This window comes from Martinezella tropici, assembly GCF_008370325.1.
Taxonomy (GTDB): Bacteria; Pseudomonadota; Alphaproteobacteria; order Rhizobiales; family Rhizobiaceae; genus Rhizobium; species Rhizobium tropici_B.
In genome coordinates, this window is sequence record NZ_VNIP01000006.1 from 479,030 (window position 1) to 498,996 (window position 19,967).

General features: G+C 59.9%; 16 protein-coding genes and 1 riboswitch. Of the genes, 11 read left to right on the forward strand and 5 right to left on the reverse strand.

The genetic code is table 11. The annotated features are described in order from the left end of the window. Nucleotides 1–117 precede the first annotated feature (117 nt). The 11 genes from FP026_RS10725 to FP026_RS10775 all read left to right on the forward strand — a co-directional run bounded on the left by FP026_RS10725 (nt 118) and on the right by FP026_RS10775 (nt 11,462). Entirely contained in the window at nt 118–1,386 is a 1,269-nt protein-coding gene (locus FP026_RS10725) for an ABC transporter substrate-binding protein (protein ID WP_149634596.1), read from the forward strand. A gap of 71 nt (nt 1,387–1,457) precedes the next feature. Then, nucleotides 1,458–2,363, forward strand: coding sequence for a carbohydrate ABC transporter permease (locus tag FP026_RS10730; protein ID WP_149634597.1), 906 nt, complete (start codon nt 1,458–1,460; stop codon nt 2,361–2,363). A gap of 1 nt (nt 2,364) precedes the next feature. Beyond that, on the forward strand, nt 2,365–3,240 hold the full coding sequence (locus FP026_RS10735) for a carbohydrate ABC transporter permease (RefSeq protein ID WP_149634598.1): 876 nt from the start codon (nt 2,365–2,367) through the stop codon (nt 3,238–3,240). An 89-nt stretch (nt 3,241–3,329) separates the two neighbouring features. Next, nucleotides 3,330–4,418: an ABC transporter ATP-binding protein gene (locus FP026_RS10740; protein ID WP_149634599.1), complete on the forward strand. Its 1,089-nt coding sequence runs from the start codon at nt 3,330–3,332 to the stop codon at nt 4,416–4,418. Between the two features lie 96 nt (nt 4,419–4,514). Further along, entirely contained in the window at nt 4,515–5,078 is a 564-nt protein-coding gene (locus tag FP026_RS10745) for a TetR/AcrR family transcriptional regulator (protein WP_149634600.1), read from the forward strand. Between the two features lie 19 nt (nt 5,079–5,097). Continuing rightward, entirely contained in the window at nt 5,098–5,439 is a 342-nt protein-coding gene (locus FP026_RS10750) for an SMR family transporter (RefSeq protein ID WP_149634601.1), read from the forward strand. Nucleotides 5,440–5,603: 164 nt separating this feature from the next. Next, nucleotides 5,604–6,389, forward strand: a complete 786-nt coding sequence (locus FP026_RS10755; RefSeq protein WP_149634602.1) for a ThuA domain-containing protein — start codon at nt 5,604–5,606, stop codon at nt 6,387–6,389. A gap of 8 nt (nt 6,390–6,397) precedes the next feature. Continuing rightward, a complete protein-coding gene (locus FP026_RS10760; protein WP_149634603.1) occupies nt 6,398–7,441 on the forward strand; it encodes a Gfo/Idh/MocA family protein in 1,044 nt (347 codons plus the stop codon). Between the two features lie 143 nt (nt 7,442–7,584). Then, nucleotides 7,585–8,415: a class I SAM-dependent methyltransferase gene (locus tag FP026_RS10765; protein ID WP_149634604.1), complete on the forward strand. Its 831-nt coding sequence runs from the start codon at nt 7,585–7,587 to the stop codon at nt 8,413–8,415. Nucleotides 8,416–8,479: 64 nt separating this feature from the next. Next, a riboswitch (Fluoride riboswitch) is annotated at nt 8,480–8,567 on the forward strand. A 115-nt stretch (nt 8,568–8,682) separates the two neighbouring features. Further along, the gene (locus tag FP026_RS10770; RefSeq protein WP_149634605.1) at nt 8,683–10,053 is read left to right on the forward strand and encodes a voltage-gated chloride channel family protein; all 1,371 of its coding nucleotides are present in this window, start codon (nt 8,683–8,685) and stop codon (nt 10,051–10,053) included. A gap of 563 nt (nt 10,054–10,616) precedes the next feature. Continuing rightward, nucleotides 10,617–11,462, forward strand: coding sequence for an aspartyl/asparaginyl beta-hydroxylase domain-containing protein (locus FP026_RS10775; RefSeq protein ID WP_149634606.1), 846 nt, complete (start codon nt 10,617–10,619; stop codon nt 11,460–11,462). Nucleotides 11,463–11,545: 83 nt separating this feature from the next. On the opposite strand, the gene FP026_RS10780 is transcribed toward FP026_RS10775, so the two are convergent. The 5 genes from FP026_RS10780 to FP026_RS10800 form a co-directional block, all read right to left on the reverse strand. Beyond that, nucleotides 11,546–13,264 (reverse strand): flotillin family protein, encoded by a 1,719-nt coding sequence (locus tag FP026_RS10780; protein WP_149634607.1) that lies wholly within the window; start codon nt 13,262–13,264, stop codon nt 11,546–11,548. Beyond that, nucleotides 13,261–13,914 carry an OB-fold-containig protein gene (locus tag FP026_RS10785; RefSeq protein ID WP_149634608.1) on the reverse strand — a complete coding sequence of 218 codons (654 nt, stop codon included), beginning with the start codon at nt 13,912–13,914 and terminating at the stop codon, nt 13,261–13,263. The genes FP026_RS10780 and FP026_RS10785 overlap by 4 nt, the downstream gene beginning before the upstream one ends. Before the next feature lie 6 nt (nt 13,915–13,920). Continuing rightward, nucleotides 13,921–15,063 (reverse strand): PspA/IM30 family protein, encoded by a 1,143-nt coding sequence (locus FP026_RS10790; protein WP_149634609.1) that lies wholly within the window; start codon nt 15,061–15,063, stop codon nt 13,921–13,923. A 248-nt stretch (nt 15,064–15,311) separates the two neighbouring features. Beyond that, entirely contained in the window at nt 15,312–18,635 is a 3,324-nt protein-coding gene (locus FP026_RS10795; protein ID WP_149634610.1) for a thiamine pyrophosphate-dependent enzyme, read from the reverse strand. Between the two features lie 226 nt (nt 18,636–18,861). Next, entirely contained in the window at nt 18,862–19,857 is a 996-nt protein-coding gene (locus FP026_RS10800; protein WP_149634611.1) for a sterol desaturase family protein, read from the reverse strand. Between the last annotated feature and the right edge of the window lie 110 nt (nt 19,858–19,967).

Here is a 19,967-nt window from a genome sequence, read left to right on the forward strand (position 1 = left end):
CACCTTGTCCGATGGGGCAGGCGGGCGCTTGGCGCAGGTAAGAGGAAAACGCCGATGGCAGCGCGGGCCATGTCATCGGACAGATACCGTCACGGTTCGCATGGTGGAGGAGAATGTATGAATATTTTTTCGAAGCTGGCGATCACAGCCGGCATGTCGCTTCTGTTGGCTGCCGGTGTGGCGCAAGCCCAGAGCAAGACATTTAACGTCTGGTGGTTCGAACTGCCGGATACTTCGCAGGCCAAGGCATGGACCAAGGCGCTCGAAGAGCTGAAAGCCAAGCATCCCGACGTCACGATCAATTTCGAACAGAAGACATTCGAGCAATTGCAGAAGGCTGGCAGCCTCATCCTCAATTCGGATCAGGCGCCGGATGTGCTCGAATACAACAAGGGCAATGCCACTGCAGGCCTCGTCGCCTCGCAGGGCTTGCTGACGCCGCTCGACGATCAATTCAAATCGCGCGGCTGGGACAAGATCCTCAACGAAACCAATAGCCAGCTCAGCAAATACGATGGCAACGGCATCTACGGTTCTGGCCCGATTATCGGTATTCCCGTCTATGGCGAATTCGTCTCGGTTTTCTACAATATCGACATGTTCCAGGCCAACGGCGTGAAAGTGCCGACCACGCTGGACGAGTTCGAAGCTGCGCTGGACACTTTCAAGAAGAAGGGCATTACGCCGCTTGCCTACGGCACGGTGGATTCCAACGCACAGCATCTGGTCTATACGCTTGCACTGACGCAGGCTGACGACACCTGGGTCAAGAATTATCAGGGCCTCAAGGCACCGCTTGATACCAAACCCTTCCTGTTTGCTGCTCAGAAGATCGCCGACTGGGTGGGCAAGGGCTATATCTCCAAGGATTCGACCGGCCTCAAGGGCACGGGCGGCGCTGACAATCTCTTCTCGTCGGGCACAGCTCCGATGTTCGTCAGCGGCACCTGGAACAACGGCAACTTCGCGAGCTCGATCAAGAACTTCAAGTGGAGCCAGTTCATCTTCCCGACCCCGAAGTACAGCGTGGGTTCGACCGGCAACCTGTTCATGGTGCCGAAGAGCGCCAAGAACAAGGATCTCTCCTACGAGTTCATCGATCTTGTCCTGAGCAAGGAAAACCAGAACCTGCAGGCTAATCTCGGTGGCGTTGCCATTGCCGCCGATCCGGCCACGGTTACCGACGAAGTCGGCAAGCGCAATGTGGAGCTCTTCAACCAGATCTCCAGCAAGGGCGGTCTCGGCTTCTACCCGGACTGGCCGGTGCCCGGCTACTACGAACTGCTGATCCAGGCCACCACCGGCCTTGTCAACGGTTCGACCACGCCTGACCAGTTCGCCGCACGCCTGAAGAAGGCCTACGACGACGTGCAGGCAGCGCAGTAACACCATCGGCGACAATCACAACGGCGAGACGGCTCCAATGTCGCCTCGCCGTATCGGACTGGAGGATTTCGATGGATAAGTCGAAGAACGCCGGCAAGGCGGGGTATTATCTCTATATGATCCCCGGCGTGCTGGGCTTTGTTCTCATCGTGCTCGTTCCCCTGATTGCCAATCTCGCAATCAGCTTCACGACATGGAAGGGCGGCGTCATTCCGCCGCGCTATGTCGGCCTGGAAAACTATCAAAGATTGCTTCAGGACACCCTTTTTTGGAGTTCGATCCAGCATACGTTGCTGTTCATCATTTCGATGACCATCGTGCCCATTCTGCTCGGCTTGGTGCTTGCGGCGGTGCTTTTCGATTATATCAGCGCGCATTTCAGCGAGAGATGGTCGAGTTTCTTTCGCGCGGGGTTCTATCTGCCGCAGATCCTGCCGCTGACCGCTGCCGGCGTTCTCTGGGCGTGGATCCTCAATCCGATCGGCATCATCAACGCCGTGCTGAAAACGCTCGGGCTCGATTTCCTCGCCAAGAACTGGCTAGGGGACGCGAGCTATGCGCTTTGGGCGGTTTCAGCCGTCATCGTCTGGGTGCAGGTCGGCTACTGCCTCGTCGTCTTCATGTCCGGGTTAGCGCGCGTGGACCCCTCGCTCTACGAGGCTGCCGAGCTCGACAATGCAAGCTGGTTCGGGCGCTTCCGTTCCATTACTATCCCGATGCTCACGCCTGAAATCTTCGTGGTTGCGCTCACGACATTGATTGCGGCGCTCAAGGTCTTCGCGCCGATCTACGTGCTGACCTCAGGCGGGCCGGACAATGCAACGACGGTTCCGTCCTATCTGTCCTACTATCACTTCTTCACGACGAACCGCGTCGGCTACGCCGCGTCGATCGCGACATTGCAGACGGTCGTGACCATCATACTCGGGGTCGTGTTCCTGCGCATGCAATCGAAGCAGGCCGAGGGAGGGCACTGATATGACCGTTACATCCTCGATATCGGCCCACGTCGCGTCAACCGAGCATCGTCAGAAGAAAGGTTTCGGCCGTTGGATCGTTCTGGCCATCCTGCTTGTTTTCCTTGCAGGCACGCTCTTCCCGTTCTTCCTGGCAGCCTTCAATGCCATCAAGACGCCGTCCGATTATGCCGCGAACGGTCCGCTCGCCTTTCCGCAGAGCTTTGATCTGACGGCGCTCAAGAACTTCTGGGCGACTGTCGATTTCCCGCGCAAGCTCTTCAACAGCATTCTCATCAGCGGATGTACGGCCATTCTGGCCGTCGTACTCAGCTTGCTTAACGCCTATGCCATCGGCATCGGTCGCGTGCGCGGCGGACAGGTGATGCTCGTCATCCTGTTGATTTCGATCATGGCGCCGCAGGAGGCGCTCGTCTATCCGCTCTACTATATGTCCAAGCAGGTTGGCCTGTTCGACTCGATGCTCTCGGTGATCCTGATCATCGGCGTCCTGCACACCGCATTCGGCACTTATCTGCTGTCGTCCGTCATGGCGACCTTCCCGCGCGAGATCATCGAAGCGGCGCAGATCGACAATGCAAGCCGCTGGCAGATCCTTTGGATGGTGATCGTGCCGGTGCTTAGGCCGACGCTTGCGGTGCTTGCGACGTTCTTCTTCATCTGGACCTGGAACGAGTTCCTGATCCCGTTGGTATTCCTGGTCTCCAACAACAACCAGACGGTTTCCGTCGCCATGGGCGTGCTGTCGGGGGCCAATACGCAGGAGCCGACCGCGATTGCGGCAGCGTCGTTGCTCGGTATCCTGCCGACGGTGATCTTCTTTCTGATTTTCCAGCGGACCCTGACGCGCGGTGTCGCGGTCGGTGCCGTCAAATAACCAATGCGGAAGCCCCGGTCCGACTTCAGTCGGGAGGGGCGCGATGAATGGCAAGTCCGATCAATTCGATTTTCCGCAGGAGGCGTAAAGTGGCAGGAATCAACATCAAGTCCCTCACCAAGCATTTCGGTGCCGTGCAGGTTCTCAATGACATCGATCTGACGATCGAGCGCGGCGAATTCGTCGTCTTTCTCGGCGGCTCAGGCTGCGGCAAGTCGACATTACTGCGCATGATCGCGGGGTTGGAGTCGATCACGAGCGGCGAGATCTGGATCGGCGGGAAGCGCGTCGACCAATTGCCGCCCGGCGAGCGTGGCGTGTCGATGGTCTTCCAATCCTATGCGCTCTATCCGCACATGACCGTTCGCGACAACATGTCTTTCGGCCTGCGCAACATCAAGACGCCGAAGGCCGAGATCAACAGGCGCATCGAAGAGGCTGCGAAGATCCTTGAAATGCCGCATCTTCTGGATCGCAAGCCTTCGGCTCTCTCCGGCGGCCAGCGCCAGCGTGTCGCGATCGGCCGTGCCATCGTGCGCGAGCCCGATGTCTTCCTCTTCGACGAGCCGCTCTCCAACCTCGATGCCGGCCTGCGCACGCGCACGCGCGTCGAGCTGGCTCAGCTGCATGAGCGGCTGGGCGCGACCATGGTGTTCGTCACCCATGACCAGGTGGAGGCGATGACGCTCGCGGACCGTATCGTCCTGCTCAACAACAGGAAGATCGAGCAGGTCGCCACACCCGTCGAGATCTATACGCGCCCCGCAACACGCTATGTCGCTCAGTTCGTCGGGTCGCCGGGCATGAACTTCATCAACATAGCCGGTGTCGGCGAGGCGAGTGGGCTGGCGACGGCAACGCTGCCGGACGGATCGGTCATCAAGACGGCGATAGCGCTCAATGGCCTCTCGAATTCCGGGCTGACGCTCGGCATTCGCCCGGAGCATCTGGTCGTCACGGCGGCGGAAAAGGGCGACATCGACGGCCAGGTCGAGACCGTGGAGCGTCTGGGCGACCGTTCTCTCGTTCATGTCAGGCTCAAGGACGGCTCGAAGATCATCGGCACCGATCCCGGCATGACGACGATTGCGACCGGCTCGCCGATCGCCTTCACCGTCGATGCGGCAAAGGTGAGCATCTTCGACGAGAAGGATGCAGCCTATCATTCGGTAAACTAAGGAGGGAGCAACAGGAAGATCAGCCACATTCGATAAGGTTTAGAGGCAATCAAGTCTGTCGTTGACGAAACCGTCCAATTGGTATGTTATGTCGCCATGTCCACTGCGCATCATAGGAAGAAGCAGCCTTTGTTCGTCCGCCAGCAATTGCTTGAGGTGGCGGCGCGGCTTGCTTCCGAAAAAGGGATGACGGCGGTGACGCTGGATGCCGTTTCCGGCGCGTCCGGCGTCAGCAAGGGCGGTTTGCTGCATCATTTTCCCAGCAAGAACATGCTTCTGGAAGCGTTGTTCGAAAGCCTGCTGGAACGGCTGGATGCGGCAATCGAGGAAGCGATGCGCGCCGATCCGCTGCCGCATGGCCGCTTTACCCGCGGCTACCTGCATGCCTGCCTGGCGCTGCGCGATCAGCCCGAAGGTACGAAGGACTGGGCGCAGGTGACGATGGTGCTGCTGACCGAACCGCAATTGCGGCAGCGGTGGCACGCATGGGTGCGCGAGCGCAGCGAGGAATATGTCGGTACGGACTCCTCGGTGGACGCGGCAATCGTCAGGCTGGCGGCTGATGGGATCTGGCTTGCCGATCTGCTCGGCAGCCATGAGATGGACGAAAGCGCCCGTCAAAAGCTGATCGACCGGCTGATCGAGCTGACGCAGCTCTAACCTTATCGGAGACAATGGAATGGCGAACGCATCGGTCTATGCAATGCTGCTGGTCGCGATCGTGCTGGAGGTGATCGGCACGACGGCATTGCAGATGTCGCAGCAGTTCACCCGCCTCGGTCCGACAGTGGTTCTGGTGGTCTGCTATACGGCGGCCTTCTATTGTCTTTCGGTGACGTTGCGGGCCATCCCGGTGGGCATCGCCTATGCCATATGGAGCGCGCTCGGTATCGTGCTGATTTCCATGGTGGGGGTCGTGCTTTTCCGCCAGAAACTCGACCTTGCCGCCGTCATCGGCCTGGGTCTGATCATTGCCGGCGTGCTCGTTGTCAATCTCTTTTCAAAATCCGTGTCGCACTGAAAACACAGGTGTTGTCTATGGTCGGTTTTGTCTTTGTCAAATTCATGGGGAGGCTTTATCTCTTGCCCCGAGTGGGCTGATGGAGGCTTGAAGTATAGCGTTTTCCCAAAGCGCTTTGGATCGCATAATCCATTCAATTTCAATGGTATAAGAGGAGTGCCGAAATGACTATTCGTGCCGTCGTTTGGGGCGAGAACATTCATGAGCAGACAAACAAGGTCGTTGCCGAGATCTATCCGGAGGGCATGCACAATACCATCGCCAAGGCGTTGAACGCCGATGCCGGTATCGAGGCAACCACCGCAACGTTGCAGGAGCCGGAGCATGGTCTCAGCGAAGCCCGTCTGAAGGACATCGACGTCCTTTTGTGGTGGGGTCACAAGGACCACGGCGCCGTCAAGGACGAGGTCGTCGAGCGCGTCGCCAGGCGCGTCTGGGAAGGCATGGGCCTGATCGTCCTGCATTCCGGCCATTTCTCGAAGGTCTTCAAGCGTCTGATGGGCACGCCTTGCGCGTTGAAATGGCGCGAAGCCGGCGAGCGCGAACGTCTTTGGGTCATCAACCCGCGGCATCCGATCGCGGCCGGCCTCGGCGAGCATTTCGAACTTGAGAACGAGGAAATGTACGGCGAACAGTTCTCCGTTCCGGAGCCGCTGGAAACCGTGTTCATCTCCTGGTTCCAGGGTGGCGAAGTCTTCCGTTCGGGCATGACCTGGCGCCGCGGCGCTGGCAACATCTTCTATTTCCGCCCGGGTCACGAAACCTATCCGACCTACCACAATGGCACCGTTCAGAAGGTTCTGATCAATTCCGTGAAATGGGCCTACAACCCGCTCGGCACCCAGGCCAGCATCCATGATGCGCCGAACGTGCCAGTCGAAAAGGCATTGGAGCCAATCGTCGAACGCGGCCCGAAATTGCACCAAGCCGGCGAAGCCGGTTATCGCTGAGGTATCATATGCGTCTCATAGTAGTTGGCACGGGCGGCATGGCGAAGAACCAGGTGGAGCATTTCGCCCGCATTCCTGGCGTCGAAATCATCGGCGCCGTCGATACGGATGCGACGAGGCTCACCGCCTTTTGCGATACGTTCGATATCAAGAAGCGCTTTTTGTCGTTGGACGAGGCGCTTGCCTGGGGTGAGTTCGATGCGGCGACCAATGTCACGCCGGATAAGGCTCACCATCCGACGACCCTGCCGCTGCTTGCCGCCGGCAAGCATGTTCTCTGCGAAAAGCCGCTCGCGGAGAATTATGAAAAGGCACTCGAGATGACGGAAGCTGCCGAAAGGGCAGGGGTCGTCAACATGGTCAACCTGACCTATCGCAATGTCGCGCAGCTGCAGAAGGCGCGCGAAATGGTGATTTCGGGCGAGATCGGCACCGTCAAGCATGTGGAGGCGTCCTATCTGCAGAGCTGGCTCGTCTCCAAGGCCTGGGGCGACTGGCGCAACGAATCCAAGTGGCTCTGGAGGTTGTCGACCGGGCACGGCTCGAACGGCGTTCTCGGCGATATCGGCATCCATATCCTCGACTTCGCCGCCTATGGCGCAGCGACCGATATCGACCACGTCTTCGCCCGCCTGAAGACCTTCGCCAAGGCGCCTGGCGAACGCATCGGCGAATATACGCTCGATGCGAATGACAGTTTTTCGATGTCGGTCGACTTTGCCAACGGTGCGCTCGGCGTCGTGCATGCGAGCCGCTGGGCGACTGGGCATTTGAACGAGTTGAAGCTGCGCATCTATGGCGAGCGCGGCGGACTGGAAGTGTCCCACAGCCCAAACGGTTCCGAATTGCGCGGTTGCCTTGGCGATGACACCGAAACGGCCACGTGGAGGGTGCTTGAAGTGCCGCCGGTTCTGACAAACTATCAGCGCTTCGCCGAAGCTGTGATGACCGGCAGCAGCCAGGACCCGAGCTTCCGCCACGCAGCCAACTTGCAGCGCGTGCTGGATCTTGCCATGGTAACGGAAACGGAGCGGCGCGAACTGAAGGTCTGATGGCTACAGCGCCGCGCGCCACATGTGACGAGCAAAGGTCGCCGTAGTACTTTAGATCTGCTGCATAATTTTATCCTAAAATCGCGCCGATTTAACGAACTACGCAGTAGGCGACCTTCAGGCAAAGCCTTGGGAGTGCATAAATGTCTACCGAGGAAAAAGTTGCCAGCCACTACACGCACGGATCGCTGGAAACGGCGATCCTGCAAACCCTTGCGGCTGACGGTAAGGATATCGAAAACCTGCGCATCCGCGATCTGACCGATGTCGATGAGTTCCATCTGGGACGGCATGCGGCGACGGTGGATTTCGCGAGGGATCTCGATCTTGCCGCCGGCCTGCGGCTTGCCGATATCGGATCGGGGCTCGGCGGGCCTGCCCGCCATTTTGCCGATTCCTATGGATGCATCGTCTCGGGCATTGATCTCACCGAAGAATTTGTTCAGGTCGCCAACTCGCTGACGGCCCGCTGCGGTCTGGAGGATCTGGTTTCCTTCCGGCAGGGCAGCGCGCTGGCATTGCCTTTCGAGAGCGGCAGTTTCGACCGAGTGACGCTCATCCATGTCGGCATGAACATCGAGGATAAGGCTCGGCTGTTTTCCGAGATCAGGCGCATTCTCGAGCCCGGCGGCCGTTTCGGGCTTTATGAGATCATGCAGATGCGGGAGGGAACGCTGCCCTATCCGATGCCCTGGGCGATGGCGCCGGAGACGAGTTTCGTCTGCAGCCCCGATGTTTATCGCCATCTGCTTGATGAAGCCGGCTTCACGGTGGAGCTGGAGCAGGACCGCAGCGCTCTCGCAATCCGGCTGGCACATGAAGCGCGCGCCAGGGCCGCAGCGGCGGGCGAGGCGCGAGACCTGGGGTTCCGTACGCTGATGGGTCCGCGGGCTGGCGAGCGCATGAGCAACGTCAACGTGTCGGTCGAGGGCGGCCTGCTCGCGCCGATCGAGATGATCGCCAAAGCCATTTGAGGCCATCGCGCCAGATGCAGTCCGCAACGGTACATTGACAGCGGTGGGGCTGTTTCTGTATGGAAATCCCAACGGTAATGGATTTCTGCCGGGCCATGTTGGCCGAACCGCTGCTCTGATTTTCCGGGGAAGCTGATGACTCCTACTCAACGCGCCTGAGAGGCGAAGGAGTAGAGTTGTGCCTGTTTTCCCGCCGTTATCCCGCTCATGTTTCTTAATCACAGTCCCCGCAAGACGGTCTGTCGGCTTTGCGGGAGGGGCAAACTGATGTCCGCCTCCGCCTATTTTCATCATCGCTTTCAGCAGTTTCGCAGCCTGTTCAAATGGATAGTTCTGGTCGTGCCGATGGCGGTCGTCGTCGGCTCACTCTGCGCGCTGTTCCTCTGGAGCCTGGACAAGGCGACGGCTGCGCGTTTCGACCATCCCTGGCTGATCTTCTTGATGCCGGTTGCCGGTTTCCTGATGGTGCTGGTCTATCAGCACTTCGGCCGCGGGTCGGAAGGCGGCAACAATCTGATCGTCGATCAGATCCATGAGCCAGGCGGCGGCGTGCCGCTGCGCATGGCGCCCTTCATCCTGGTTTCGACGGTCCTGACGCATCTGGTCGGCGGTTCGGCGGGTCGCGAAGGAACGGCGGTGCAGCTCGGCGGCAGCATTGCCAGCGCATTCGCCAGAGTTTTCCGGCTCAGCCATGCCGAAATCCGCATTCTCCTTATGGCGGGGATCGCCGCGGGTTTCGGCGCGGTCTTCGGCACGCCGATTGCTGGTGCCGTCTTCGCTCTCGAAGTTCTGACCATCGGGCGCATGCAATATGAGGCGCTGATCCCGAGCCTTGCGGCAGCGATCGCAGCCGATTGGACCTGCCATGCCTGGGGCATCGAACACATCCAGTATCAGATCGGCTATCTCGCCGGCACACCAGCCAGCACCTTCCATCTCGATGTGCTGCTGCTCGTCAAGGTCGGCATCGCCGGCGTGATTTTTGGCCTGATGGCGCGCTCATTCAGCGAGGTTTCGCATCGGGCGTTTGCGACATTCAAGCGGTTCTGCGCCTATGCGCCGCTCAGGCCCGTGATAGCCAGTGCGATCCTGATCGGTCTCGTCTATCTGCTCGGTACGCGGCAATATCTCGGGCTTGGCGTCTGGTCGCCCAATGCTGCCGATGCGACGATCCTCGGCTTCTTCGATCCCGCCCATATCGATTACTGGAGCTGGTTCTGGAAGGCCGTCTTCACGATCGTGACACTCAGCGCCGGCTTCAAGGGCGGGGAGGTGACGCCTTTGTTCTTCATCGGTGCAGCACTTGGCAACGCGCTTGCCGCCATTCTTGGCGCACCGGCCGATCTCTTTGCCGGCTTGGGCTTTGTCGCCGTCTTTGCCGGTGCCACCAATACACCGCTTGCCTGCATGATCATGGGCATCGAGCTCTTCGGCGCGACACATACGGTCTACCTCGCCGTCGCCTGCTTCCTTGCCTATATCTGCAGCGGCCATACCAGCATTTATCTGTCGCAGCGTCTCGGCATCGCCAAGAGTGCTGCTTCCGATAACATCCCAGCCGATATGCCGCTTCGTCATATTCGCGAGCGCGGCTTGAAGATGCGGCGAGAAAATGCCCATAAGGTCGGAAAGCTCTGACGCAAGGACGGCTGGAGGTTGTCGTGCTCTATCTTGTCGTGTTTCTCGGTGCCGGATAGGGCGGTGCAGTTTCTGACTACAGGCGTTCCAGTGGATTCACGACGTTTTTGACCTTTGCGCTGGAGAGCGTCGCTCTCTAGGAGCGCGGCAAATGGATGCCGGCCATCGCCTATATCGGCCTGTCCGTTTTCCTGTCGATCGGGGCTCCGATGGCAGGACTTGCAATTGTCCGGCTAATAATTCAGGCTCAAACAGCTTAGTAATTGGAGATCGGCAGATTTCGCCGCATTTTTGCCGATTCTGAGGTGAATCCCTCTCGAGAATCGCGGAGATTTATTCCACGACAAACCACCGCTCGTTGCGAACGGACTCTCTTGCGAAATTCGACTAATCAACTCATATAATCGCCTATTAAGATCACCGCATAACATAAGGAGTCGGGCGTCGATCAGGATAAGCACGGGCAAGCATTCCCAATGACAAGCCTGTTCTCGCTCCGGGGTTCGCATGCGGATTCCCCGGGCAACTTCCTCTCCCGGACCGCACCGCCCCAAAAAACAGACATGACGGAGAGTCCCTTGAGCGCACCTGCTCCCACTTCCAACCAATCTCCTGCTCCAGAACAGACCTTCGGCACGGCCGGCATTGCGCCGATGGACCGGCCGAGCGCCATGACCCGCTTTTTCATGGGTATCGTTGCCTGGGCCGAAAGCCTCAATCTGAAATATGCCAAGCTCGGCAATCCGCCGGTCTATGACGCTGCGACCTTCCCCTGGGCGGCCGAGATCGAGAAGGATTATCCGGCCATCCGCGCCGAGCTCGAAAAGGTGCTGCTGCGCCAGAGCGAGCTGCCGACCTTCCAGGACATCTCCACCGACGTGAAGACCATTTCGACCGATACCCGCTGGAAGACCTTCTTCCTTCTCGGTTTCGGCGTGAAGTCCGAGCAGAACATCAAGGCGTGCCCGAATACCTGGGCAGCCGTGCAGAAGATCCCCGGCCTGACGACGGCGATGTTCTCGATCTTCGAGCCGGGCAAGCATCTGCCCGCCCATCGCGGCCCCTATAACGGCGTGCTTCGCCTGCATCTCGGCCTCATCGTGCCGGAACCGAACGAGAAGCTCGCCATCCGCGTCGACAAGCAGGTTTGCCATTGGCAGGAAGGCAAGGCGCTGATCTTTGACGACGCTTATGAGCACGAAGCCTGGAACCATTCCGACAAGACCCGTGTGGTGCTCTTCGTCGATTTCGTCAAGCCGCTGAAATTCCCGGCCCGCTTCGTCAACTGGGCCTTGATGAATCTCGCGATCTTCACGCCCTTCATCAAGGAAGGCCTCGACAATCACAAGGAATGGGAAAAGAAATTCTACGCCGAAGCCGAGGCCTTCAGAAACCGCCCGAAGCCCTGATCTTATCGGCTGTTTAGTTTAACGAAAACCCCGGAATCCCTAAGGAATTCCGGGGTTTTGTGTTTTCTGACGATCGGTAGCCGTTAGGCAGGCTTATCCGTCTCTTCGGCGTCGTCGTAATATTCCTCTTCCTCGGGCTGGGCAGCGTTGGTCTTGCCATCGAGATTGCCAAGCAGGGCCGAGATGGCATTGTCGCCGTCGAAGCCGGCCTCCTTCAGCAGGCGGTCGAGGATTGGCTTATTGGCCTGATAGGAGAGTAGCTGGCCGGCAAGACCTTCGCCAAGGCCGACGCCACTGCCGCCGCCCGTACCGTTGCCATTGCGGCCGAGCATGCCACCGGTGTCGAAGATCCGGATATCGGAGATCTTTTCGATCGGCTTGACCGCTTCGGCAAGGGCGGCGGGCACGATGCGGATGCGCTCGCGGGTGATCTCGAATTCGATGATGGCGGGGCTGAGCTTGTTGCGCGCTTCGTTGAGCAGTGCCTCGCTTTCGGCCGTTGCCTTACCGGTTTCAAGAATACCTTTGGCCTTGATGATCGCGGCGTCGGCTTCTGCCGTTGCCAGTGTCTTGATGGCGTCGGCCTGGTCGGTCGCGGCCTGCTTTTCGGCTTCTGCCGCGATGGTAACGGCGGTTGCCTGGGTCTGTGCGCGCTTCTGTGCGTCGATCACTGCGATCTGCTTTTCACGTTCGGCGATCTCGACTGCCTTGGCGGTGCCGACCTTTTCCTCGGCCGCGATAGCGAGTGCGCGAGCGGCTTCTGCCTTTGCCTTGGCTTCAGACTCCTCGCGGCTCTTGTTGGCAACCGCGATAGCGCTTTCCTGCGCGACGATCTGGATGTCGCGGCGGGCTTCGGTGTCGCGTTGCTGCACGGCGCGGGTCGAGTCGATGTTGGCGGATTCGCGGGCCTGCTTTGCCGTGGCTTCACGTTCTGCGATCGCCTGCTCGGCGGCGATGCGGGCTTCCTCTTCCGCGCGCTTGGCGGCCTGTTCCTGCTGAGCGGTTTCGGCGCGGGTGGCGGCGGACTTGTTAGCGATGTCGCGCTGCTGATTCAGTTCCGCCTCGCGCTTCGTCCGCTCGATGGCGAGCGACTGTTGGCGGGCTTCCAGGTCCTTCTGGGCGATCGCGACTTCTGTATCGCGGACGACTTCGTTACGCTCCTTCTTGCGCGCCTCGGTGACGCGGGTCAGCGCGGCAAGACCGTGCGCGTCGAAGAAGTTGTTGGCGTTGAAGTGCTTGATATCGGTCTGGTCGAGGCGCGTCAGCGACACGGATTCGAGTTCGAGACCGTTGGACTGCAGGTCGGAACCGACTGCATCCTGCACGGCCTTGACGAAATCCATGCGCTGTTCCTGCAGGGCATCGAGGCTCATCGTGGCCGCCACCGAGCGCAGGCTGTCCACAAACTTCGCCTCGATCAGCTGGCGCAGCTGTTCGCTGTCGTTGGTGCGATTGCCGAGCGTCTGGGCTGCGAGAGCGATCGAGGAGCTGTCCGGTTTGACGCGGACATAGAACTCGGCGCCGATATCGACGCGCATGCGGTCCTTGGTGATCAGCGCATCATTCTCGCCGCGCTGGACCTCCAGGCGCAGCGTCTTGAGGTTGACGCGAGCGATCGAGTGGAAAATCGGCAGCACGACGGAGCCGCCGTCGAGCACGACTTTCTGGCCGCCGAGACCGGTGCGCACATAGGCCTCATCGCGGCTCGAGCGGACATAGAGCGAGGCAAGGACGAAGCCGATCCCGAGGATCAGGACGAGACCTATGCCTGCGGGAAGAATAAGGTCGTAAAGGCCGTTCATGAAGGTTGCTCCGTAGAGGATTTGTCGTCGGATCTCACAAGATCCGAGGGGGCGGAAACTGCGATGAAGATGTCGGCCTTGCGGTCGACAAGCAGAACTTGGGCGCCGATCGGCAAGGGGCTTTCACCCTTGGCGGCGCTGGCGCGCAACTGATGCCAGTTGCCATGCGCGTCCTTGACGCTGACGCGGCCAGGCAAGCCTTGATCCAGAGGGCCGATGGAAACCGTGCCCGTGCGACCGACGAAGTCATCGGCCTCGACGGCGTAGGTCTCGTCGCGCGGCACGATCCTTGCGATCGTTTGCGTTGAGCTCCGGACGAGAGGGATCGTGACGGCGAGGGCCGGCACTGCGGCAGCGATCGCCGGCAGCGGCGCCCAGATCACGTCGGCGACGGTCTGGATGGCAAAACCCGTCACGGCGAAGATGCCGAGGGCCAGCATGATCAGGATCAGCAGCGGCACGCCGCCGATATTGATCCAGGACAGCAGGCCGGCGAGCACACCATCATGACCTTCGAAATGCGGCTTGCCGATGAGTTCGCTTAGCGAAAAGCCAAGTAGCATCGACAGGATTTCGATTGCCGTCAATCCGATCAGGATCATTGCCGCGATGGCAAAGGGCGCACATTCGGGTGCGAGAAACAGGTGCATCGGTTACTAGCCATTGGCCTTGAAGCGGGCAAGGCGTGCTTCGATGGCCTGCTCCCGGTGCAGGCGGTCGAGCTCATCGAGCTCAGCGCTTGTTGCGGGCTCGCCCGAGGGTACGCCGGTCAAGCGGGAAACGGCGGCTGCCGCGCGGGCTGCACCAGCGGCCGGTGTCGGCCGTGGATTTCCACCCGTTGCTTCCTCGGGAGCATGGCGGGCGATGCTGCGCTTGAAATCGACAAGCCGTGCTTCCGCCTCGCGGCGGGTGGCAAGAACAGCCTGAAGTGCCTTCTGGCCCTCGTCGATCTGCGCGTTCGCATCCGCGAGCGCCTTGTCGAGCGCCGCAGTCTGCGCCTCGAGGTCGATCTGGCGCGAGACGCCGGCCTTGGCGAGATCTTCGCGGTCGGCAGAGATCGCAAGCCGGATCTTGGCGTCGAGCGCGTCGAGATCGGCGACGATTTCGCTGCGGCGGCTCTGGATGCGGTATTCCTCAGCGCGCGCCTTGCCGAGATCGGCACGCGCTTCATCGGCGGCGGCGTCGATCTCGCGCAGCGCCTGCTCGATGACGGCAACCTTGTTGGCGCCTTCTACGGTGTCGACTGCGGCATTGGCGAGGCCTGCGATCAGTCGTCCCATGCGGGAAAGAATGCCTTCATGCATCGTCATGTTATCCTCCGTTCGGGGAGAGTTTGGTGTTACCCCGATGTGAATCGCGTAGTGGCCGCCATCGGCGATCAGATAGGCGGAGATATTGCTGTCCCAGCCTTTGAAATAGCCGGCCACGTCGAAGGGCACGGCAACACGGCCGCGCACCGTCGAGATTGTCAGGTCTGACGGACCCTTGATGGCAAAGAGCTTTTCGTCGAGCGGCAGCCGGTTCCAATCGGCAAGCCCGCTTCGATTGGCCGCAAAATCACGCAGGCCGAGCGTCACGAGGCGCGCGGGCAAAGCGGTGCGTTCGCGGATCGTCTCATAGGCAAGATCGTGAAGCGTGACGAGATTTGCTCCGGCTCTGTCCGGAACGATTTCGCCCAAGAGTTTCATCATTTGCCCGTATGCAGCAAAGGTCTCGTCCAGAGCCTGCCGCGCTTCGTCATCGGGAGCGAGATCATATCGCAGACGAGAGCGGTGCGTTGGTGCGTGTGTCTTTGCCATGGCCCTCAAGTAAAGCACCGCTACGGTGCTTTTCAAGGGAGCATGGCGTCAAACATGAATGAATTGTAATGAATGATGGGCCGCATAGGTTGCAGAAATTTGATACTTCTCTCCGCCTATGGGCGATCATGCAAGTTGTGAGCTCGCGTATATGTGGTGATTGGGCGCGAAAAAACCATATGAAAAGCGCGGCCAATCGGCCGCGCTGTATGGAATCTTTGAGTGGAGCGTTGGGGAGGAACCGCGGGTTACTTCACGGTCCGTACGATTGCAGCACCTGCCGTCATGCCGCCGCCAAAAGCCACCAGGCCGAGATTGAGCGGCTCGGAGTGTTCGTTGGCGACATGCAGCATGGCAAGCGGAATGCTCGACGAGCTGGTGTTGCCGTAGGTCTCGATGACGCTGAGGGCCGGGCGGCCGCTGCGCTTGGCAATCGTGTCGATGATGCGCTGGTTGGCCTGATGCGGCACCAGGAGATCGAGATTGGCAAGCTCGATCCCTGCGTCGACACAGGCATTTTCGATCGAGCGGGTCATCGAATGCACGGCTTCGGTGAAGACCGCGCGACCGTTCATCGCAATCACGCCGTCGTCTGGCAGCGGAACGTAGAGGAGATCCCCCGGCTCCGGCCGACCGCTGACGATCGGACGGCTTGCGGTGAAGAGTGGATTACGCGCCATGTCGCGGCTGGTTACGAGGCTGGCGGTCGCCGCGTCGCCGAAGAGGATCGCCGTGGAGAAATCGTTCATGTCGAGCAGCGGCGACAGGACTTCCGAGGTGATGATGAGTACCTTGGCGTCGTTCTGCTGTGCGATGAAATCATAGGCTTGCTGAAGCGCGTAGAGATAGCCGGAGCAGGCGGCGCCCATGTCATAGGCCGCAAGCGAAGGCCGCACGCCGTCTTCGGCGACGGCAACCGCGACGCGGCTTGCGAGCGACGGCGTGGCGATGTCGGGCGTTCCGGTAGCGGCAATCACCAGATCGACATCGTGGATCGAGATCTGGTTCTGCCGGAGGAGATCGCGCGCGGCCTTCGTGGCGAGGCTCAGCGTACCCTCTTCGGGTCCGACCCAGAAGCGGCTCTTGATGCCGGTCAGCGCCAAGATTTCGTCGGCGCGGCGGTTCGGCCAGTTATGGATGATCTCTTCGTTGGTGACGCGGCGGGCGCCGGTGGCGATGCCGATGCCGTTGATGACGACTTCCGAGAAGCTGCCGGTATGGCGGCGCAGCGCCGGGATGGCATGCGACTTCAGACGACGCAGCACGAATTTATTCTGAATTTCGGAGGCGAGCGCGAAATTCTGCTCGCTCAGATCGCGATTGGCATCGACGGTCAGCAGCGGACTGTCGGTGGCGATCTGGTCGCCGACCTTGGCGAAGACTTCCTGCACGACGCCGCCGATATTGGCGCAGATCTCGACCGAGGCTTTCGTCGCCTCGACGACGGCAACGAGCTGGCCGACCTCGATCTTGTCGCCGGGCTTGACGAATAGATCCGTCACCAGGACGTTTTCGTCCGCAGGACCGGAGCCGATCGCCTTGATGGCAGCCGTCGGGCCACTATCGTCCTCTTCATGCCAGGTCACTTCGCATTCGAGAACCTCTGCCATCAGGTCGACCAACTTGCGATAGGAGGGCAGGGTTTCGAGCTGATTGCGGAAATTGAAGGGAATGTGGGCGTCCGAGCGGGCGAGCCGGCGCACGACGACGGGTGCATCGGTCTTCTCGGTGACGGTCGCGATGATTTCCGCACCCATGCCGACGGTGCGATTGTCTTCATGGACGACGATCAGGCGGCGGGTGCGCCTGGCGCTCGCCAGCACTTCCTTCTCGTCCCAGGGCGAGATCGAGCGCAGATCGATCACCTCGACGGAAAAGCCCTGGGCCTCGAAAGCGCTTGCGGCATTGGCGCAGAGCGAAACGGTGTTGCCATAGCTGACAAGCGTGATGTCGCGGCCGCGGGCGACGTGGCGCGACAGGCCGGGATGGACGAAGTGTTTGTCCAGATCCTCTGAGGTACGGCCGTCGGAATTGTTGAGCACAGCCTTCGGATAGAGGAAGACAGTCGGGCGCCGCGACTCGAAGGCGGCGTTGAGAAGCCCAGCGGCGTCGCCGGCGCTGGAGGGCATGACGACGTCGATGCCGGGCGTATGCGCCAGCATGCCCTCGAAACTCTGGGCGTGGAACGGGCCGAGGCCGGGTTTATAGCCGCCGCAGCTCACCATCAGGATGACAGGCGCTTCCCAGGCGCCATTGCTGCGCCAGAACATGCTGCCCATTTCCGAGACGATCTGGTTATAGGCGAGCGGCAGGAAATCGGCGAATTGCAGGAAGGCGACGGGGCGCTGGCCGGCCAGTGCGCGACCGACGGCGGTGCCGACGATGGTGGATTCGGTGAGAGCGGCGTTGCGCACGCGCTCCGGATATTTCGTGCTGAGGCCGCGGGTAACGCCGAAGACGTCGCCCTTCGGATCTTCGATATCCTGGCCGAACAGGACGACGTCGGGGTTGGCGGCAAGCTGCTTGTCGAGGACTGCATTCAGCGCTTCGCGCATCGTCAAGGTCGATGCTTTTTCATTGCCGCGATATTCCGCTTTTCCCTTGAAGGAAGCCGGATAGGGAGCCTTCGCATCCGGCTCGACCTTGGGTGCGTCTTCCTTGCGGGCGAGGGCGGCTTCCGCCTGGACCTCGGCCGTCAATTCCTGTTCGAGCTTCCGAAGCGCATCGGCGTCGATGCCTGCCTTCTGCAGCATCGCCCGCAGGTTCGGCAGCGGATCGCGCGAGGAGCCGGCCTCGATTTCAAGCAGGGTGCGGTAGGTTTTCTGATCGTCGGCATTGGTATGGTCGGACAGCCGCTCGACATTGAGGAGCACGATGCTCGGCGTACGGTTGTTGCGGCTGTGGCGGACCGCCTTATGAAAGGCCTCGCGCGACGCCCGTAGATCGTCACCCTCGGTGCGGATGATCTCGACGCCATAAAAGCTGGAGGCTGGGCCGCCGGGCAGATCGAAGAAGGTCTGCTTGCTCGTCCTTGTCGAAATGGAGAAGCTGTTATCCTCGATGACGAAGACGACGGGATACTGGCCGCGCACGGCTTCGGCGACCGCTTCGAGGAATTCGCCCTGCTGGGTGGTGCCGTCGCCGACACAACAGACGGCAATCGGCATGCCGGGCTTGTGCTTCAGAGACGCGGCAACGCCGGCGGCGTGCAGCGCATTGTTGCCGACGGGGCCGACGATGGAGGTAATGTTGAGAGCGCGGGAGGAAAGATGCGCGCTCATCTGCCGACCGGCGGAGTGCGAACTGGCTGTGGCGAGCAGGCTGGAGAAGAACTCACGAATGGGCATGCCGCGCGCCAGCATCAATGCCTTGTCGCGATAATGGAGATGCAGCCAGTCGTCGTCTTGGAGAAACTCGTTGAGCAGCGCCGTGGACTCATGTCCGGCGCCGGAAACATGGAAATGTGCTATGCCCTGCTTGATGAATTCTCGCTCAAGACGGTCTATTTCTCTGGAAACGAAAAATATTCTGTGAAGTTGCTTGAGGTATTCTGTTGTGAACCTCCCTTCCATCTCAATGATTTTCCTAATCTTTCGTCTAAATCCACTGAAGGGACCTAGGTAGACCCCTAGGCTGCCTTTTTCAATACACGTTAAATGACAATATCTTCCCGGTTTGAAATCGAAATACGTGGATTGTCAGGCTGGAGTTTTTCGCAATGTTTCTGTCCACAAGGCATATATCGATAAACGCATCCGTCCGTGCGCCGTGCGATTGGTGCGTTTATCGAAAGCGATCCTAGCCTGATTTGCGGATCCTGGCGTTGCTGTTCCGCCTTGCCGCAGCGGCCTTTGCGGCCTGTTCTTCCTGGAGGATCAATTCCTTCGGCTTCTTGCCGATAATCTCCTTGCGGCCCTGCCTGGAGAAGGGCTGCGCCAGCTGGGCGAGGAAGCCCTTGGCGACCTTGCCGGTGATGCCGATATCCGTGGAGGAGGGGCGGGGCGGGTTATAGAAGGTGCCAAGAAGCTGATCCCAGATCACGAGGTTTTCCCCATAATTCGTATTGCCTTCGGCAAGCACCTTCGAATGATGCCAGCGATGCAGGCGCGGCGTCGAGAATATGAGGTCGAGCAGGCCGGTGCGCATATCGACATTGCAATGCGTGAGCAAGCCGATAAAGCCCGTGACGGCACCAATCCATAGAAAGACGGATAATGGTGCGCCAAGCAGATAAAGCGGGATCTGGCTGAGCGCGATCTTGAAGAGCGAGTCCATGAAATGGAACCGGCCCGTATTGATGACCCACAGGCGCTCGACGCTGTGATGCAGAGCATGGAAACGCCAAAGCGACAGATGTTCGTGGGCAAGACGATGCGCCATGTAGAGGCCCAACTCGGCGATGAAGAGACCAAGCGCCACCTGGAATATCAGCGGCCATCGATCCGGCCAGAAATGCGAGTGATAGCTGAGGACAGGGTGTGCGACTGTCGCCACCGCCATGGGAAACGAGGTACCGATTGCCGCTGCAATCTGCACGCCCCCTTTACTCAGCAGGGTGTGGGCGACATCGTTAAAGGTTTCTCCGTCGCGTTTCAGCCAGGTTTTTTCATAGGGCATGAGCCATTCGAAGAACGCAATCACCGCCACGGTCGCAAGATAGACGACGTTGAACCAGAGGAGGTGCATGTTCGACTCGAAGGCGAAATAGGCGCCGGTCAATCCGGCGCAGAAGATTGCCGGCCACAACAGAGCTGAAACAGCAGCGTAGAGACGCGAACTGCTTTGAAATGTCATTCCATCATCCTCAGATTATGATCAGCGAAAAATCTGCGCGTGAGTATGCGCGATATGTAGCGTGATGATTGTGGAGTCGAAAGCGAAATTTTTCCATTCGCCGGCGGCAG

Bases quoted from the DNA above. Each gene is read 5' to 3' on its own strand.
- FP026_RS10725 (WP_149634596.1), top strand. From the start codon at position 118: ATGAATATTTTTTCGAAGCTGGCGATCACAGCCGGCATGTCGCTTCTG.
- FP026_RS10730 (WP_149634597.1), top strand. From the start codon at position 1,458: ATGGATAAGTCGAAGAACGCCGGCAAGGCGGGGTATTATCTCTATATG.
- FP026_RS10735 (WP_149634598.1), top strand. From the start codon at position 2,365: ATGACCGTTACATCCTCGATATCGGCCCACGTCGCGTCAACCGAGCAT.
- FP026_RS10745 (WP_149634600.1), top strand. From the start codon at position 4,515: ATGTCCACTGCGCATCATAGGAAGAAGCAGCCTTTGTTCGTCCGCCAG.
- FP026_RS10750 (WP_149634601.1), top strand. From the start codon at position 5,098: ATGGCGAACGCATCGGTCTATGCAATGCTGCTGGTCGCGATCGTGCTG.
- FP026_RS10755 (WP_149634602.1), top strand. From the start codon at position 5,604: ATGACTATTCGTGCCGTCGTTTGGGGCGAGAACATTCATGAGCAGACA.
- FP026_RS10760 (WP_149634603.1), top strand. From the start codon at position 6,398: ATGCGTCTCATAGTAGTTGGCACGGGCGGCATGGCGAAGAACCAGGTG.
- FP026_RS10765 (WP_149634604.1), top strand. From the start codon at position 7,585: ATGTCTACCGAGGAAAAAGTTGCCAGCCACTACACGCACGGATCGCTG.
- FP026_RS10770 (WP_149634605.1), top strand. From the start codon at position 8,683: ATGTCCGCCTCCGCCTATTTTCATCATCGCTTTCAGCAGTTTCGCAGC.
- FP026_RS10775 (WP_149634606.1), top strand. From the start codon at position 10,617: ATGACGGAGAGTCCCTTGAGCGCACCTGCTCCCACTTCCAACCAATCT.
- FP026_RS10780 (WP_149634607.1), bottom strand. From the start codon at position 13,264: ATGAACGGCCTTTACGACCTTATTCTTCCCGCAGGCATAGGTCTCGTC.
- FP026_RS10785 (WP_149634608.1), bottom strand. From the start codon at position 13,914: ATGCACCTGTTTCTCGCACCCGAATGTGCGCCCTTTGCCATCGCGGCA.
- FP026_RS10790 (WP_149634609.1), bottom strand. From the start codon at position 15,063: ATGGCAAAGACACACGCACCAACGCACCGCTCTCGTCTGCGATATGAT.
- FP026_RS10795 (WP_149634610.1), bottom strand. From the start codon at position 18,635: ATGGAAGGGAGGTTCACAACAGAATACCTCAAGCAACTTCACAGAATA.
- FP026_RS10800 (WP_149634611.1), bottom strand. From the start codon at position 19,857: ATGACATTTCAAAGCAGTTCGCGTCTCTACGCTGCTGTTTCAGCTCTG.